General features: G+C 49.3%; 9 protein-coding genes. 6 read left to right on the top strand and 3 right to left on the bottom strand.

Going from position 1 to position 15869, the window contains the following annotated elements; genetic code table 11:
* Positions 1–287: 287 nt before the first annotated feature.
* Entirely contained in the window at positions 288–1445 is a 1158-nt protein-coding gene (locus DQG23_RS31805) for a Gfo/Idh/MocA family protein (RefSeq protein ID WP_158560800.1), read from the top strand.
* 225 nt (positions 1446–1670) lie between these two features.
* The gene (locus DQG23_RS31800) at positions 1671–4064 is read left to right on the top strand and encodes a hypothetical protein (RefSeq protein WP_113035070.1); all 2394 of its coding nucleotides are present in this window, start codon (positions 1671–1673) and stop codon (positions 4062–4064) included.
* Positions 4065–4284: 220 nt separating this feature from the next.
* On the opposite strand, the gene DQG23_RS31795 is transcribed toward DQG23_RS31800, so the two are convergent.
* The 3 genes from DQG23_RS31795 to DQG23_RS31785 all read right to left on the bottom strand — a co-directional run bounded on the left by DQG23_RS31795 (position 4285) and on the right by DQG23_RS31785 (position 9483).
* Entirely contained in the window at positions 4285–6600 is a 2316-nt protein-coding gene (locus DQG23_RS31795; protein WP_238178146.1) for an alpha-galactosidase, read from the bottom strand.
* A gap of 761 nt (positions 6601–7361) precedes the next feature.
* Positions 7362–8186, bottom strand: a complete 825-nt coding sequence (locus tag DQG23_RS31790; RefSeq protein WP_113035068.1) for a WYL domain-containing protein — start codon at positions 8184–8186, stop codon at positions 7362–7364.
* Positions 8173–9483, bottom strand: a complete 1311-nt coding sequence (locus DQG23_RS31785; RefSeq protein ID WP_113035067.1) for a helix-turn-helix transcriptional regulator — start codon at positions 9481–9483, stop codon at positions 8173–8175. The genes DQG23_RS31790 and DQG23_RS31785 overlap by 14 nt, the downstream gene beginning before the upstream one ends.
* Before the next feature lie 861 nt (positions 9484–10344).
* Here DQG23_RS31785 and DQG23_RS31780 point away from each other — a divergent pair.
* The 4 genes from DQG23_RS31780 (at position 10345) to DQG23_RS31760 (ending at position 15311) form a co-directional block, all read left to right on the top strand.
* The gene (locus tag DQG23_RS31780) at positions 10345–11850 is read left to right on the top strand and encodes a TROVE domain-containing protein (protein ID WP_113035066.1); all 1506 of its coding nucleotides are present in this window, start codon (positions 10345–10347) and stop codon (positions 11848–11850) included.
* Positions 11851–11933: 83 nt separating this feature from the next.
* Positions 11934–12716, top strand: a complete 783-nt coding sequence (locus DQG23_RS31775) for a nucleotidyltransferase domain-containing protein (RefSeq protein ID WP_113035065.1) — start codon at positions 11934–11936, stop codon at positions 12714–12716.
* Positions 12717–13215: 499 nt separating this feature from the next.
* Positions 13216–14442, top strand: a complete 1227-nt coding sequence (locus tag DQG23_RS31765; RefSeq protein ID WP_113035063.1) for an RtcB family protein — start codon at positions 13216–13218, stop codon at positions 14440–14442.
* A gap of 299 nt (positions 14443–14741) precedes the next feature.
* Positions 14742–15311, top strand: a complete 570-nt coding sequence (locus tag DQG23_RS31760; protein WP_113035062.1) for an SF0329 family protein — start codon at positions 14742–14744, stop codon at positions 15309–15311.
* The last annotated feature ends 558 nt before the right edge of the window (positions 15312–15869 follow it).

Below are 15869 nucleotides of genomic sequence, written 5' to 3'. Positions count from 1 at the left end.
TTATTTTGATGATGTTGAGATATACAAAGCAGCAAACTAACGTGTAATTTTGCAGAAGAACAAGTAAAGCCGGCCTCGATACAGGGGTTGGCTTTGCTTCGCTCTAAAGAAATCTTCTGTCCAACTTGTAGATAGTTCGATGTTTCAAAGAAAGTGCTATTGAATGAACCGGCTCTGCCCGCTATGGTAGCAGTGAGCAAACGCAAAGGAGCATTAGATGAATGAACCGGTTAGTGGAGTTGAAAACATTCACGCAGGAACAGGAGGCTAAGGAGGTGCGAGAGACTATGACACTTAAAGTAGGAATTGTCGGCGCGAGAGGACTTAGCACGCTGCTTGGCTTTCAAGCGATACCGGATGCGGAAGTGGTGGCGTTGTGCGACCTGCATGAGGGCGTCCTGAAGGAACAGGCCGAGCGCTTTGGCATCCCGCATACGTATCGAATTTATGAAGATATGCTGGAGTCCGACATTGACGCTGTCGTCATCGCCACTCCGATGCAACTCCATTTGCAGCAGACGATCCAGGCGCTAGAAGCGGGCAAGCACGTCCTGTGCGAAGTGACGGCCGGCGTCACGATGGATGAACTGTGGTGGCTGAAGGAAGCGGCGGAGAAGCACGACAAGGTATATATGATGGCGGAAAATTACTGCTACATTCCGGAAGTCCAACTCATTACGAACATGGTCAAGCAAGGGTTGTTCGGCGAGGTGTATTTCGGCGAAGGCGAATATTTGCACGAGATCAAGCGGCTTGTGTCCGGCTTCAATCGGCGATTCGAGGGGTCGCAGGACAGCAGTCGGAAGACGTCCTGGCGAAACTACTGGCAATACGGCAAGCGGGGCATGTTCTACCCGACCCACAGCATTGGACCGGTCATGCAATGGTTCAAGGGCGACCGGATCAAGGAAGTGTGCTGCGTAGGCAGCGGCTGGCATACCGCGCCGCAGCTTCGGCAGGAGGATACTTCGCTTACGCTGTGCAGACTGGAGAGCGGCAAGCTGATCAAGCTGCGGCTAGATGTCGTTTCGGAACGGCCGCACAATATGAGCTACTACACGCTGCAAGGCACGCAAGGCTGCTACGAGGCTCCGCGTGGACTGGGGGATACGCACAAGCTGTTTCTCAAGTCGGACCAGCAGGAAGGGCGCGACCCGGAATGGAGGCCGCTATCCGACTACTCCGAATACTTGCCGGAACGGTATAAGACAGCGACCGAAGGGCAGCGGCAGACGGGGCATTGGGGAGGAGACTTTTTCATCGTGCAAGACTTTGTGGATGCGGCGCTGCGCGGCGTTAAGCCGGCGATCGATGTCTACGATGCGTGCGAGTGGACGGCTGTGGCGCTGTTATCCGAGCTATCTGTTATGAACGGAGGGCGGATGATGGAAATGCCGGATTTCCGCAAAGATCTGCCGTATAGCGAGCAGATTATCAAGCTTTAATACATCGGGCCGGAGGGGCGGAAGTCATCTCCGCCCTGGTGATAGCGCGGTCGTTGAAGGGGGGGATGTGTCACCACGCAGTAAGAATCATATAAGAGGGTGGTTTGGAAGCGGTTGCAAATGGACGCGAACGGTATGTTTGAAAAATTTAGGTGGCTGCGGGGCGGAACGTGGATTTCCATTTGTCCCATTCGGCTACCTGATTTAGATGGAGGAGGATAAATCATGACTGACGCAAATGTAACGGAAATTGAAAAAGCGAAATTAGCCAGTGCAACCTCTGAAAATCAGCTTGAGCTTGAGAATACACATGTCGCCGTTGGTGAAGGTAATGGCTCATATCCTTTTTTGACTGAAAAACGACCGGAGGAGCCTGATATCCATATAAGCCGCAGAAAGCTGCTAACGTCCTTCGGCATGGCCGGTGTGGCCTTAGCCGCGGGCAGCATACTCGGGGGATCGTCAACGGCTTACGGGAAAAAGGATTCATCGGTTGCCGATACCGTATACGGAGGGTCTAACGACAAGAGTGAAATTCCCCCAGGAATAGCGAAGAAGCTTGAGCTGATCACGCATAACGAGCTGGCAGGTCGTGATATGGCTGGGGCGCATCCAGCGAGCGCGATTTTGGATTCAAGCGGGGTATCACAGCAGCAGGTTAATGATTGCAATCGCTGTGTTGATTCCATTTCCGACATGCTGGCCATCATTTCACCGCAAAACGGTATGCGTGTTGCTGTAAAAGGTTATCATTCACCCGACATTTTTATCGAACTTAATCCGTATAAGGGTGGTGGTAACTTTATTTGGGATGCTGCAAATACATCTACAGCAAATAGTGGTACAGTTTTTCAAGTTTCCGGAATTGCTACTGGTCGATGGATTCGCTTGGAATGCTCTGAAGTTACCGTAGAGATGTTCGGCGCAAAAGGAGATGGTGTCTACGATGATCGACCTTCATTTCAGGCTGCTATTAACTACCTGCACGGGCGTGGCGGTGGTGAGTTAGTTGTTCCAAAGCCCGTAGTAGAGTACCGCTGGAAATCCTACGATGCCACAGACTCCGCATGTTTAGTTATTCCTGCACCAACACGAAGCATTTACCTAGATCCTATCTCTATTCGCGGTACGGCTAACTTAACGTCTATTAAAGTGGATTTAGGCACAGATATTACCATTGAAGCCGCAATTCTATTGAAAGGCGGTGGGCTGTATAAGAAATTTGAAAACTTATCGGTTTGGGGTGGACCAACCAAAACAACTCCAAACTGTCATTATGTTCTAAAAGGTTCAGACGCCTATTACCCGAATATGGCTATTCGCCAATGCCAATTCTATGTTGCAAAGAAAGACTGTGTTCGTCTAGCAACCTATGTGACATTGCTTGAGCAACTTCAAACGGCTTATTCTCCGCGCGGAATTGTTATCGCAGGGCCCGGGACTAATGATTCAGGTGTATGTACTTCTGTGACATTAAATAGTTGCTATGCTTTAGAACATACAGAGTTCGGTTACTGGTTCGGTGAGTCAACCTATATGACGTTCAACTCATGTGCATCAGATCACATCATTAATGACACGGGTAATGGTGTAGCAGCGTATCCGTACTACATTGATATTGCGCGAGGTGTAGCTTTTAATGGTTGCGGTGCTGAAAGTTCTACTCGCATTATGAAAGTCCGTGTTGCACAAGGATTGACTATTAATGGATTTATGACATTATCCATCGGCAACGCCACAACTCCGCCAGACCACTTAATACGAATTGACGGTGGTCATTCTACTACAATCTCAGGGTTATGGAATCATAATAAGAAGGGTGCGACTTATGTATTATCACTGGGGAAACTATTCTCTGCTGAAAGCGTCACCATTCTTGATCAGAGTATTTTGGCTACAGAAGTGACTTATTTATCTAATTTCCGATTTGAAAATCCTATCAGATTCATAATGAATGACTTTTCTAAAAAGACACAGGATAACACGTTAACAAACACAGGTAATGCCACGACAAACACGACTAATTTAGTAAATTTAACAACATTAGCTTACGATACGGAGTTAGTTCATGATGTCATTATTCGATTACCGTCAGGAGATTACGAAATAAACGGAACCGTTTATTTGTGTAATTCAAAAACCCGTGGTGTTGGTAGAGTTCGCTTAATTGGCCATGCAGATGGAACAAGTAGAATTGTGTTTTCCGGTAATGGGGGGATTTCATTTGGAATTCCAAGCCAACTGTCTAGTGTTGACTTCACTGTGGAAAATGTAGAGTTTTACTTGGGGCCTGCGATTAATGGTAGTAATAAAGGGGTATCGTTCTATAAAGCAAATGTAGCATTTACAAATGCAAAAATTACATCGGACAATGGGGCTAAACAATACTATTCTGCCGGTCAAGCGACGCTAACTTTGGATAATAACTCAAGAATAACGACGCCGCTGTTTGGTGCAATTGAGGTTGCTTACAGTTATAAAGCTACTGCCGCTCCAACTAACAGCACAAAATTGCCGGCAGGAACTATATTTAAAGCGTCCGACCCTAATGCAACTCGCATCGGTTGGATTAATACAGCAGACAATGGTGCAAACTGGCTTCCCATGGTGGTTGTTTAAGATGAAGCCCTTCGGGGCTTTTTTATATATATTTTAGCAAGCGTATTGTTACTATTATAAAGGACCATGATATTGATGCACGTTTAACACGTGACAGCGATAAATAACTTAGCGACCGCTCTCCGGAGGAATACCGGAAAACGATCGCCGCATGAGCGCTCTTTTTTCTCCTGCTTGACGGGATCTGACCATCGGAACGTTTCCCGGCAGCCTCATTTTATCATTCCAAAATGACTCTCTCTTCCCCGACATGCAGCAAGTTGTGAAATTCCGCTTCGTCTTCCGGCTCGAAATCAATGCGCCAAGTGAGTGTCTCCGTTCGAAACGCCAAAGGTTTGAGGACGATTAAGCTTTTATCCATTGGGACTTTTGCGGTTTGAAGCCCTTCATATTGAACGGGCTTCCACCCTTTCGGAAGCTTCAAGAACAAATTCCCCGTTTCCCCTTTTGGCCGGATGCATACGCCGCTCAAATAGCGTTTGTTCGGATTCCACTCGAGCCGTTCGATTTCGACCCCTCCTTGGGTTACATGCATATCGGTCCCAATCAGCCAAGGATGCGGCCTCGACCTGGCTATTCGAAATACCCGGATATGATGGGGGGGCACCTCGACTTCGAGCCGGTCTTTTATTTCACCCAAATACATCTCGTTCCAAAAATCAAACACGGTGTAGGTCGGGCCGTGTTCCAACCCAAGTTTGTCCAGCGGGAGCTCCATTTTTACGGTCGTAGGTTCGGTATTCAAGACGCCGATAACGTTCCATTCGTCCCAGCCCTTCTCGACCTTCAAATTGAATGTTTTGGGCCAATCCGGATATACGGCGTCAAACAAGTCTGCCGGTTTTGCCATCTTGTTGTATGGCGGAAGCGCCTTCTTGATAAGCGCAAGCCGTTCTTCGCCAATTGTCGCAATATCGTCCCCGAGCATCACGGGACCGCCTGATAAAGCAAACATGCTGACCGTGATCATCGCTTCGTTCAAAGGAATAGGCTTATCGATGGTCATCACATTGAAAGCGTCGTTATAATACAACTTTCGATCCGTAAAATAAGTGTTGGCCATTGTGGTCGATACTGTTCGAATCAAATTCCACGTATTGATCGTATACATGGCAGGGTATTCATTCATCCCTTTAATAAGCGGACGTCCTTCACCGCAATCGGGGGCAACCCTTACAGCATCGACACAACCGATGTTGTGGAATGTTGTTCCGGTCGAAGACAAAATATACGCATCCTCGCCTGCAGCTTCCCGGATCGTTTTCAAAGCCTCTCTGTATACTTCGGGACCTTTCACCTTGGAGCGGTCGAAATATTCATCATAGAGGAAGTGGCCCGGGGTCGAGCCCGATCCCGCATAAAGAAAATCGATCATATAGTACCTGATCCCCAGCTTCTGATAAAATTCAAAGGTTCGCTTCAAAAAGTCAACCGTATCGGGATGACTTCCATCCAGGCAATAGAAGCCAACCCGTTCGTCAGGCGGCAAATCCCCGGACTTCCCGAACCTCCACCTGGAATCGCATTTGACGAACTCTCCTTGCCTTTTTAACAGATGGTGCTTGTGTTCTTCAAACAGGGGACTCAGCTTGTCCGGTATCCAGAAAGGAGCGACCCAAAAGCCAAGACGTTGTCCGTTTTTCGCCAATTTGGAAACAAGCCATTCGAAATCGTGGGGGAACGTTGTTTTGTTAAATGCTGTCCAGTTTCCCGGCAGCATATGCTTTAAATTGCCGATGCTTACCCAGATATTCGTGACATCAAACCCTTCGAGTCTCGTTTGAATGGCGGCGGAATTCTCCAGCACAAGTTCTTCGTACGTTTGTTGGGTAAAACCGTCCTTCCATGTCCATCCTCCGATCCAGCCGACGGACGGTTTCGGGGCTATCCGGGGTTTGTAATAATGGCCCACCTTCGCTGCCCAATTTTCCAAAGACGCGTAAGGATCGTATGACCAATCGCACCCGATCGTTTCGGACTCGATTTCCTGATCCGGCTGAAGCTCATAACCATCAAAGTCGCAGTAACCATCAACATGAATCTTGTTGTGGGACGTGCTGTATTCAATCTCCGTATTTATTCTGTCAAAGGTCATAAAGCTGCAGTTGAATGCAAGTTTATGGGACCGATTATACAGCAAACCGACAGTTTTGCTCCGGTGACAGTTGTTTTCAGAATAAAGCTTTTTCACATAATTATCGAGAACCCAAGCCGTTTGACAAAGCGCCACCGTTTCTTCGGCTTTTTCGCCAAGATCAATATTGCCGCTCTCGTGCAATAAATGGCATTTCCCGAGCTTAATGACTGTTTTTCCGACATTTTTGACACGGGCTTTTATTGTCAAGAAGCATTCCTCTTCATATAACCGGAACGAAATCGCAAACTTCTTCCCCGTACCTGAGGCGCCGCAATCGGCAACAAGTTCCGAGTATCGTCCATGCAAGTCTTTGCCTTGATTCATTTCGACCGAATTGGTTTTCTCCAGACAGCGGATCTGGGAGCCATCTACTTCCCATACGAGCGAAAAGGATTCCATGACCAAGCGTTGATCTGCAGTCCATGACCATATTCCTGCAACGGAATCAAATGAAATGGCTCCGAATTTGTTACTTAACGGGTATAACATGCCTATATACACCTCGATGTTTGAATTTTTATAGTTTTGCGATGGAAGGGCTTTTCGATCGATCTCCTTCCTGTTGCTGCAAGTCGTTCCATAGCCAGCAAAGATGCGATTGAAGCTAACATGCCCTCCCTATTTTTTTTATATTATCTCTTGCTGTACGGTGCGGAAACAGCACATATCGTCTGCTTTTATTGTCATATTATCTTTGCTTCGACTTTATCGAAGCCCCGGTCACAACCCCAGTATCACTCAAGCAGCGCTGATTTTGCCTTCGAGGAAGAATGCGGGAGGCGGTGGACGAAGAGACGCCTCATCTCTATATAAAGGCGGGAGACGAAAAGTGGAAGGAAAAGCTTACGCTGGACACTCAAAAATGGCAATAGGAAACTAAGCGTAGCAAACTTGTTTTTAAAGCTACGCCTTCATTTTGTTTGAGGGCAGATCAATGTTAGGAAGCAGTGGGGGGAGATATTGTTCAGCGGTTCGACGGGCGATCCCTGGAATAGTGTCCAACCGGTCCAGCAGTTCCTCTTCGAATAATAAGAAACGTGGATAAGCTAACGGATACGATAAAACCATAAACAGGCTAGCGGCATAAGCCGTAGCCTGTTTGTTCTGCCAAAAAGATGCAAACCACGGCAGTTGCTCTTTTTCAATGAGCTAACGGATACCTAACCCAACATCTCCTCGTTAGACGCAGTTACCCCATACCGCTCCAGCGCCTTCGTCGACGACTCCAACATCCGCTTTTTCAAGTAGTCGCCTTCGACGACCCGCACGCGCTTCCCCAGAAAACGGAGCTTAGAAAGCAAATACTCATATTCGTCGCCGAGCAAACAAACCCTGACTCTGTATACGTCGTTCTCCGAATCGTACTCGACGTCTTTCTCGAAGCTGGAGAAGGCGTACAGGATGCGGGACAGCTCTGCATTGTACATGCGGACGACTTCGATGACGGCCTCGCTTTTGCGAGAGTCGAGCGTCCGGCCGATCCATAACAGGATGTCATCGGCTTTGGCGGACGGGACGGATTCCTCCGCTACGGAGATGATGTTGGCCAGCCGGGTGCTCATGAATGCCCGTTTCCTTAGATGGTACCAAAGCAGGTACCATTCTCTTTTGACCATGGAATACTCCAGCTTGTAAGGCAGCCCGGAATGATCCGGGTTTAAGCGCCCGTCCTTGAGCTTGTAAGTGAGGCGGATACCGCTCTTGTTCATAATATGCCGGCGCAGTGCACGCAGGAGCGGGTGATACACTTGCTTTTCCAGGCTGGACGCTTTTTGGATGAGGTGATCGGAGCTATCCATCGCCTGATCCGGCTCGAGGATCGCGCGCAGCTTGTTCAGCGTTTCCGCCGTGAAAGCTCTGGCTGCGGCGGGGTGTGCCAGCATCGTTTTCAGCCACGATCTTTCGTGAGAGGTGATCATGAACGTGCCGGAATCCTCCAGGCGGGAAATGATCTGGTAGTTGAATATTTTCTCAAACAGATTCATAGTAAGCCTGAATCTCCTTCCATTCGGCAATCATTTCGCGGCGCAAATAAGCGGGCTCGAGCACCTCGCAGCTGGAGCCGAAGCTCCGCAGCCACGGCTTGATTTCGGTTGTCCCGTTAACGGTAATTTCATAGATAAACGAATACTCATCTTCTGCGACGATCTGCCCCCATTGTCCTTGCAGCAGCACCCGTTCCTTAACAAAATTGGGCTCGACCGAATCTGGATTGAAAAACCGGACCCGAACCTTCACCTTGCGCCCGGTGTCGATCAGCCAGCTATGGCGGATTTTGTCCTCCAGCTCGATCGTCTTCTCCGTAAATATAGCCTCGTCCACGCCTTCATCCGCTTCGATCTGGGTCATGCCTTCCATCCGGTATTTGCGGATTCCCTCTCTGCCGTTCGAAAGCAAATACCACCGGCCGTATTGGTGATCGTAGACAACCTTAAGCGGAAGCGTTTTTTCCCATTTGCCTTCCGTCTCCCTTTCGAACAGCGGGTTCGTATTTTTGGAGGCGTAGCTTTTATCGGTTTTCGGCGAGAAATACAGAAACCGGACTTTGCGGCGATGCCGGATGGCGCTCAGCAGCGTGAACAAATGCGCCTCGTCCAAAATACGCGAGTAAAAATGATACTTATATAAAAAAGGCTCAATGGCGTGTTTCTCCGCATGATTGCGCAGCAAATGCTTTTTCAAGCCGTCGCGCAGCAAATAGCCCTGTACGGAAGGCACCTGCGTATTCGCCATGACATCGACAAAATCATACAAATCCACTAGTTCCTCATCCGTCAATTGCCGGATCAGATCGTTTTGCACCCGGTACCGGTAAGGACGAGCGCCGGACTCCCTTCGGATGACGCCTACTTCCTCCAAATATTTAAGATCCGACCGGATCGTTTTCTCGTCGGGCTGGGGGAGATCGGAGGACAGGCTGCCGCAGCAGATGTCCATAAGCTCCATGGCCGTTAATGCTTGGTCGTTCATGGCGCCGAGGAGCAGAGAAATTCTGTGGCTTTCGGATTCTTTGACGGATTTGGCGCGGAACAGGAACAGCAGCATCGGATCAGTGGAGTCGTAATAGCTGAACCGGATGGCTTCGGCGAATTCCTTGCTCTGCTCCTGCGGCAGGCGCTGGTATACGGAGCTGACGATTTCCTTGAGCCGGCGGATCGTTTTGTCAAAGGTGTGGACGGATATGCCCAGCCGTTCCGCGAACTGCTGCCTGTTGTATGCGCCGCTTGTGAGCACGAGCAAACGCAGAAATTGAATCTCCTTATCAAAACTCTCCTTGGCCATCCGAATCCTCCGTTCTTAAAACAACCTTCCTCCATTGTAGCAGGGGATCGAATGGGGCGGAATGGAAACTTTCTTTATAGTCGTAATACTTTCGCCATGTTCGCCGGTTCGAAAATAAGCGAAGATAAACACACAAAGCCGATGCGTTAACGTGAAGGCAGCCGAACGCTAGTAGGGGCAAACGAAATCTCGTGAAGGTAACCGAACGCGAGCAGGGAGCAAACGGAATCTCGTGGAGGTAACCGAACGCGAGTAGGGAGCAAACGAAATCTCGTGAAGGCAATCGAACGCGAGTAGGGTGTACACGAAGACTCGTGAAGATAACCGAACGCGAGTAGGGAACACACGAAGACGCGCAGGTAAGCAAAAAGATCGCCGAGGCGCTTGGAAGGGTTACTTCGCATCCCACGCGACGGGTCGTTGGTTCGAATCCAACTTTCGCCGTAAAGGTGGAATAGCTCAGCGGTAGAGCAGTCTGTGCCTTTCTAAATCAACTTTTTCCTCGGTGATCTTCCACAAATGAATGACGAAACGAGGCGCCGGCAAGGGCTACTTCGACTTATTAGGGATAAGTATTGATGGTGTTTTCAGGACACCAGCGGCCTTTTCCATAATTTCCTCGCTTCGTTACCCTACTAATTGAATAAACCGGCGAGGCGCAGGGATGGGTTACTTCGAGCTGATCGAACAATGGATTTACCCGGACAAAACGGCACTTCCGAGCATAGCCGCCAATCCAATTGGATAGCGGCGGCCGGTATGCCGCAGGCAGGTTCGACCCCTGCAGCAAAAACCTATTCCGCTTTTTCCTCGCCGTATTTTTTAACCATAAGCTTACGAGCTTTTAGGAGGATGATAGTCATGAGTATAGCCAAAAAGCTGTTCGGCTCCCTGAAGCCGGATACGTTGAATAAAAACAACTACCCTGCCTATACGCGGTCTGCGGAGGAGCAGTACTTGCAGACGCTGCTGACGAATACGATGAGCAACACGTTCTATGCGGATCGGAACGAATTGATGAGCGATGCGGCGCAGCTCCATTACGGGATGGCCGACGCCAACCCGACCTTCATGGCCAAAGCGATCGTGTTCGCGCGCAACGAAGGCTTTATGAGGCTGCAGCCGCTGTTCGGCCTGGCGGTTTTGTCCGTTTTTCGGCCGGACTTGTTTGCGAAGATTTTTTTGCAGGTGGTGCGGATTCCGTCGGATTTATCCGATTTCCTGACCATACTGAAAGGGATGGGACGCGGGGAGGGCGGTCGTGCGGTCAAGCGGCAGGTGAGCTTTTTCTTAGCCGGCGTATCCGAATATTGGGCGCTCAAGTACAACGGACGCGGGCGCGGATACAGCCTGGGGGACGCCGTCGCAACCGCTCATCCGAAGCCGAAGGACATGAAGCAGCAGGCATTGTTCAGCTATTTGCGGGGACTCGAGGCTAACCTTGCTTTGCTGCCGCAAGTCGAAGCGCTGGAAAACTTAAAGCTTGCTCCAAACGAAGACGAGCAGATCGCGTGGATCGAACGCGGGAGGCTTCCGTACGAAACCGTTACCGGCGCCATCCAACCGTCGAAGGCGGTTTGGGAAGCATTGCTTTATCAAATGCCGACGTTCGCCATGCTCCGTCATATGAACGCTTTGCAGCGGGCCGGCGTGTTGGAGGATCGGCGGAACCTGGACTATATGGTTAGCCGTTTGACCGACAAACAGGCACTGACGAAAGCCAAAATCCTGCCGTTTCGGTTGGCGACAGCATTCCGTCAGGTCGAGCATCCGCAGCTTCGTGACGCATTGCGGGAAGCGGTTGAGCTCACCTTCGACAACCTGCCGGAGCTTGGCGAGCATACGGCCATTTTCCTCGATATATCGGGTTCGATGAGCGGGCGGTACTTGGAGATCGGTTCGGTTTTTGCATTGGCCTTGTACAAAAAGACGCAGGGGAGCTCCCTGTTCTGGCTGTTCGATACCGAGGTCGTCGATGCCAAACCGTCGCGCAAAGACAGCATTCTGACTCAGGCGGCGCAAATTCAAACTCGCGGTGGAACGGATACGGGGGCGCCGGTGCGTAAGCTTATCCAGGATCAGAAGAAAGTGGATCAAATCATCATCATAACCGACGAGCAGCAAAACAGCGGCAGCCCGTTCTACAAACGACTTAAGCAGTACCGCTCGAAGGTCAACCGCGATGCGAAGGCATTTATTGTCGATATCGCGCCATACCGGCATGCGATGGTCCCGATGGAGGATCCGCAAACCTTCTACATTTACGGCTGGAGCGACACCGTGCTTTCCTACATCGCGCAGTCCGTGCAAGGGTATTCTACATTGACGGAACGGGTGGGGGCTTTGGATTTAGATGATTTGAACTAAAGAAAAAGTTGAGGAGACAGAATGAAAGGAACTTTAATTTCATTGGTCAACCTATTTATAGAATGAATATAGGAGGAACACGCATGTCAGGTACGCGGCAGCAAATTATAGAAGAGTTGAAACGAATCGAGCAGGAAGAAAATGTCCGGATCCTGTACGCATGCGAATCGGGCAGCCGCGCGTGGGGCTTCCCGTCCAAGGATAGCGATTTCGACGTAAGGTTTATATACATCAGGCCGATGGATTGGTATCTATCCATTTTCGAGAAGCGGGATGTGATCGAGCGCCCAATCAGCGACATGCTGGACATCAACGGCTGGGATTTGAAAAAAGCCTTAAATTTGTTCCGCAAATCCAACCCGCCACTGCTCGAGTGGCTGCAGTCGCCGATCCTTTACATGGAAAACTATTCGGTTGCTAAACAAATCCGCGGCATCTCGCCGCTTACTTTTTCGCCCAGATCGTGCATGCATCACTATTTGCACATGGCCAAAGGCAACTACCGGGAATACCTGCAGGGCGAGCAAGTGAAAATCAAGAAGTATTTTTATGTCCTTCGTCCGATTTTGGCGTGCGAGTGGATCGAGAGGCACAATGAGATGCCGCCGATCGAATTCCAATCGCTTGTCGACGGCTTAGTGACGGAGGGGAGCGAGCTTAAGACGGTTATCCTTAATCTGCTGGCGCGCAAAATGGCAGGCGACGAAATGGATTATGAGCCGAAAATTAATCCGATTAACGAATTTTTGGAGGAAAGAATCGCCTTCTACGAACGAATGGCATCCGATATGCAAGCCGCCGTGGGTGGTCAGGACGAACGGTTTGATGAATTGTTTCGAGAGGCGTTGAGCGAAGTGTGGGGGTAGGGGAGAATGCTCCCGGGCCTGTGTTTAGGACTCCCGGGAGCATCGGTAAGATTTAAAGACCAAGCACTAATTTCAACAAGTGCCATAGGAATACCGAAATTTTTGCTACACCTTTTACTATGTTCCATAGGAAAGCCAATACCGCTATCACTTCCACGCATTTCCTTATCTTTCTGACGTACTTGCTCTCAAACAACCAGTTACACCAAGCGGCCGTATTCTCCACAACTTTTTTTGCTTTTTGAATGATTTTAAGCATTTTATATAAGCACCCCTTTTTGTTTGGTGCTTATATAAAATAGATCCCTATAAATATCCCAAAATTGAATTCTCAGACGCCGCGTAGAAGATCAAACTCAAGCATTAAGCAGTAATGTGTTAAAAAACAAAAAAAAGACCCTAGTTTGTATCTTGTAATGGTAATTATCGATTTTCGAAGAGTGAGATGTAATAATATAACTGATTAGACCACAATCATTGATTACAGGAGTTGGAACTTATGGCCTATCAAAATATAGACGGCGTACTAGTCTGGGGGAAACCCGACGAAGGTGCGCTTGCTCAAGCAAAAATGTGTGCGGAAACCGGCAACGTCGTACAAACGCTGCTTATGGCGGATCATCATAAAGGCTACAGCCAGCCGATCGGCGGAGTCGTCGTATACGACGGGCAAATCTCGCCATCCGGCGTGGGGTACGATATTGCGTGCGGGAATAAGGCTGTGCGGACCCATCTGCACGTGGAAGACGTAAAGCCTAGACTGGCAAAGATCATGGACGATATCGCTCGCAAAATCTCTTTCGGAGTAGGGCGCGTCAATAACGAGAAGGTCGATCATGACCTTTTTGATGACCCGGATTGGGACGTTTATAAGGCGCTCGGCAACCAAGTTCACGATAAGCTGAAAACGCTGGCCCGCGATCAGCTCGGCACGGTCGGGAGCGGGAACCATTTTGTCGATATCTTTGAAGAAACGGGAACCGGCCGCGTGTGGATCGGGAATCATTTTGGCAGCAGGGGCTTCGGGCATAAGACGGCGAGCGGTTTCATCAACCTTGCTGCCGGCAGAGAATTTCTGGCTAACGCCCCCGGCGAGAAGATGGATCAAGCTCCTATATTGCTGGACTTGAGCAGCGAACTCGGCGACATGTATTACCGCGCGATGAAGCTGGCCGGTCGCTATGCCTATGCCGGACGGGACTACGTGATTCGGGAAGTACTGTCGATTCTGGGAACGGAAGCGGATTTTGAGGTGCATAACCATCATAACTACGCTTGGAAAGAGACGCATGACGGGAAAGAAGTCGTGGTGGTTCGTAAGGGGGCGACACCTTCCGCACCGGGGCAGATCGGTTTTATTGGCGGGAGCATGGGCGATATATCCGTTATCGTGAGAGGAAAAGATACCGCGGAGAATCGCGAAGCTTTCTGCAGCACCGTTCATGGAGCGGGCCGCATCATGAGCCGGACGCAAGCAGCAGGCAAAATGAACTGGAAAACCCGAGCTCGCACCGGCGGGCAAATCTCCACGGCGCAAATGCTGAATGCCGTACGCGACTTCGGCGTCGAGCTCCGCGGCGCAGGCACCGACGAGAGCCCGTTCGTTTACCGGAAGCTCCAGGAAGTGCTGGACGCCCATGCCGAAACGATCGAAGTCATGCACGTGCTGAAGCCGATCGGCGTTTGCATGGCGGGAGCGGATGAGTTTGATCCGTATAAGGATTGAGGCAAGGTTTTCGGTTGCCATATGCGCAAAAGTTGCCCCTCCCCCTTTTTTATCCTCAACTTCCCCATTCGGGGAGGTTTTTTTACGTCGAACACCGGGAAAAATCCATAAGGTTCAAAACCCGCGGTTGATTGGAACCAATAGCCTATGTTCCCGCATAGGGGGCATGTGGAGTGATTAGTATGATCGAAGTGTTGGTTATTGTAGAATGGATAATAGAACGATTTGCCTCAATAAGATATAGAAGCCTATATTCAAGGCGATAGACGGCAAGTTTAATCGTTGCATAGGAGGATTACATGTCCTGGAGCAAATTGAAGCAACAACTGGAGAGTTTTCTCTGTCCTGCGTTATATGGAAGGGTCGAATACCGTGCAACCAGCTACCGTTATTTACCTGATAAAGCAGGAACGTGTTATATTGCGGTAGATAAGAAGAACGTACTCAATATGAGTGATAAAACTACCTTAATCAGATGGTATCAGACGGAGCTGGAAATAAAGAATGATCCGGACATCCGGATTCCTATCGACAATGAAGAAATTGAAGCTGTCAGAACAGAAACCAAGGGGATAGTTCCGGAGGATCGTCTAAAAGTAATCGTAAGAAATAGAAAAATATCAGAACATGCAAAGAAGCTCTTGTCAGAACAGTCTGCACTAAGTAAATCTAATTTTACCGTTGTAGCCAATAAGTTTTTATCTACTTCTATAGAGGAAAGCCTAGAGAGCAATGATATCTTATTGAATATTTTAGCTTTGGTGGACAGACGAGTTGGAAAAAAGAGAATGTTAAACATGACCGAGAAGGTGAAGATAAAGCATCCGATTGTGCAGTTTTTTTATGAGCTGCGCCTTAGTACATTGTAAAAATGAATAGCTCATTCAGGATTCGCCAAATCCAATGGACTTCATCTTTCCTCCAAATACACATGGACATTTCGGCATTACGTCCGTTGTAAGACAGCACGCCCTCGTCGTCATGATCGGCCATATTCAATAAAATGAATATCGATGCTATGCCGCTCGTCTCCGAAATGATGACCATGATTCCCAACTGAACGCCGGTTGTACGGTGTACAACAATTCGCCTTCGCAGCGCTCGAAGACGGCTTATATGTTGTACGGCGTACAACAATTCGCCTTTGTAGCGCCCGAAGACGGCTTACTTGTTGCACGGCGTACAACAATTCGCCATTGTAGCGCCCGAAGATGGCTTACTTGTTGCACGGCGTACAACAATTCGCCTTCGCAGCGCTTGAAGACGGCTTATATGTTGTACGGCGTACAACAATTCGTCTTCGTAGCGCTTGAAGACGGCTTAATTGTTGTACGATGTACAACAATTCGCCTTCGCAGCGCTCGAAGACGGCTTACTTGTTGCACGGCGTACAACAATTCGCCTTCGCAGCGCCCGAAGACGGCTTA

The sequence above is a fragment of the Paenibacillus contaminans genome, from assembly GCF_003285015.1.
Taxonomy (GTDB): domain Bacteria; phylum Bacillota; class Bacilli; order Paenibacillales; family NBRC-103111; genus Paenibacillus_V; species Paenibacillus_V contaminans.
Note: the sequence above shows the minus strand (reverse complement) of the source record. Positions and strands in the feature narration are given on the sequence as shown.

Coding starts and splice junctions, on each gene's coding strand:
- DQG23_RS31765 (WP_113035063.1), top strand. CDS start 13,216: ATGGCCTATCAAAATATAGACGGCGTACTAGTCTGGGGGAAACCCGAC.
- DQG23_RS31780 (WP_113035066.1), top strand. CDS start 10,345: ATGAGTATAGCCAAAAAGCTGTTCGGCTCCCTGAAGCCGGATACGTTG.
- DQG23_RS31785 (WP_113035067.1), bottom strand. CDS start 9,483: ATGGCCAAGGAGAGTTTTGATAAGGAGATTCAATTTCTGCGTTTGCTC.
- DQG23_RS31775 (WP_113035065.1), top strand. CDS start 11,934: ATGTCAGGTACGCGGCAGCAAATTATAGAAGAGTTGAAACGAATCGAG.
- DQG23_RS31805 (WP_158560800.1), top strand. CDS start 288: ATGACACTTAAAGTAGGAATTGTCGGCGCGAGAGGACTTAGCACGCTG.
- DQG23_RS31790 (WP_113035068.1), bottom strand. CDS start 8,186: ATGAATCTGTTTGAGAAAATATTCAACTACCAGATCATTTCCCGCCTG.
- DQG23_RS31760 (WP_113035062.1), top strand. CDS start 14,742: ATGTCCTGGAGCAAATTGAAGCAACAACTGGAGAGTTTTCTCTGTCCT.
- DQG23_RS31795 (WP_238178146.1), bottom strand. CDS start 6,600: ATGGAATCCTTTTCGCTCGTATGGGAAGTAGATGGCTCCCAGATCCGC.
- DQG23_RS31800 (WP_113035070.1), top strand. CDS start 1,671: ATGACTGACGCAAATGTAACGGAAATTGAAAAAGCGAAATTAGCCAGT.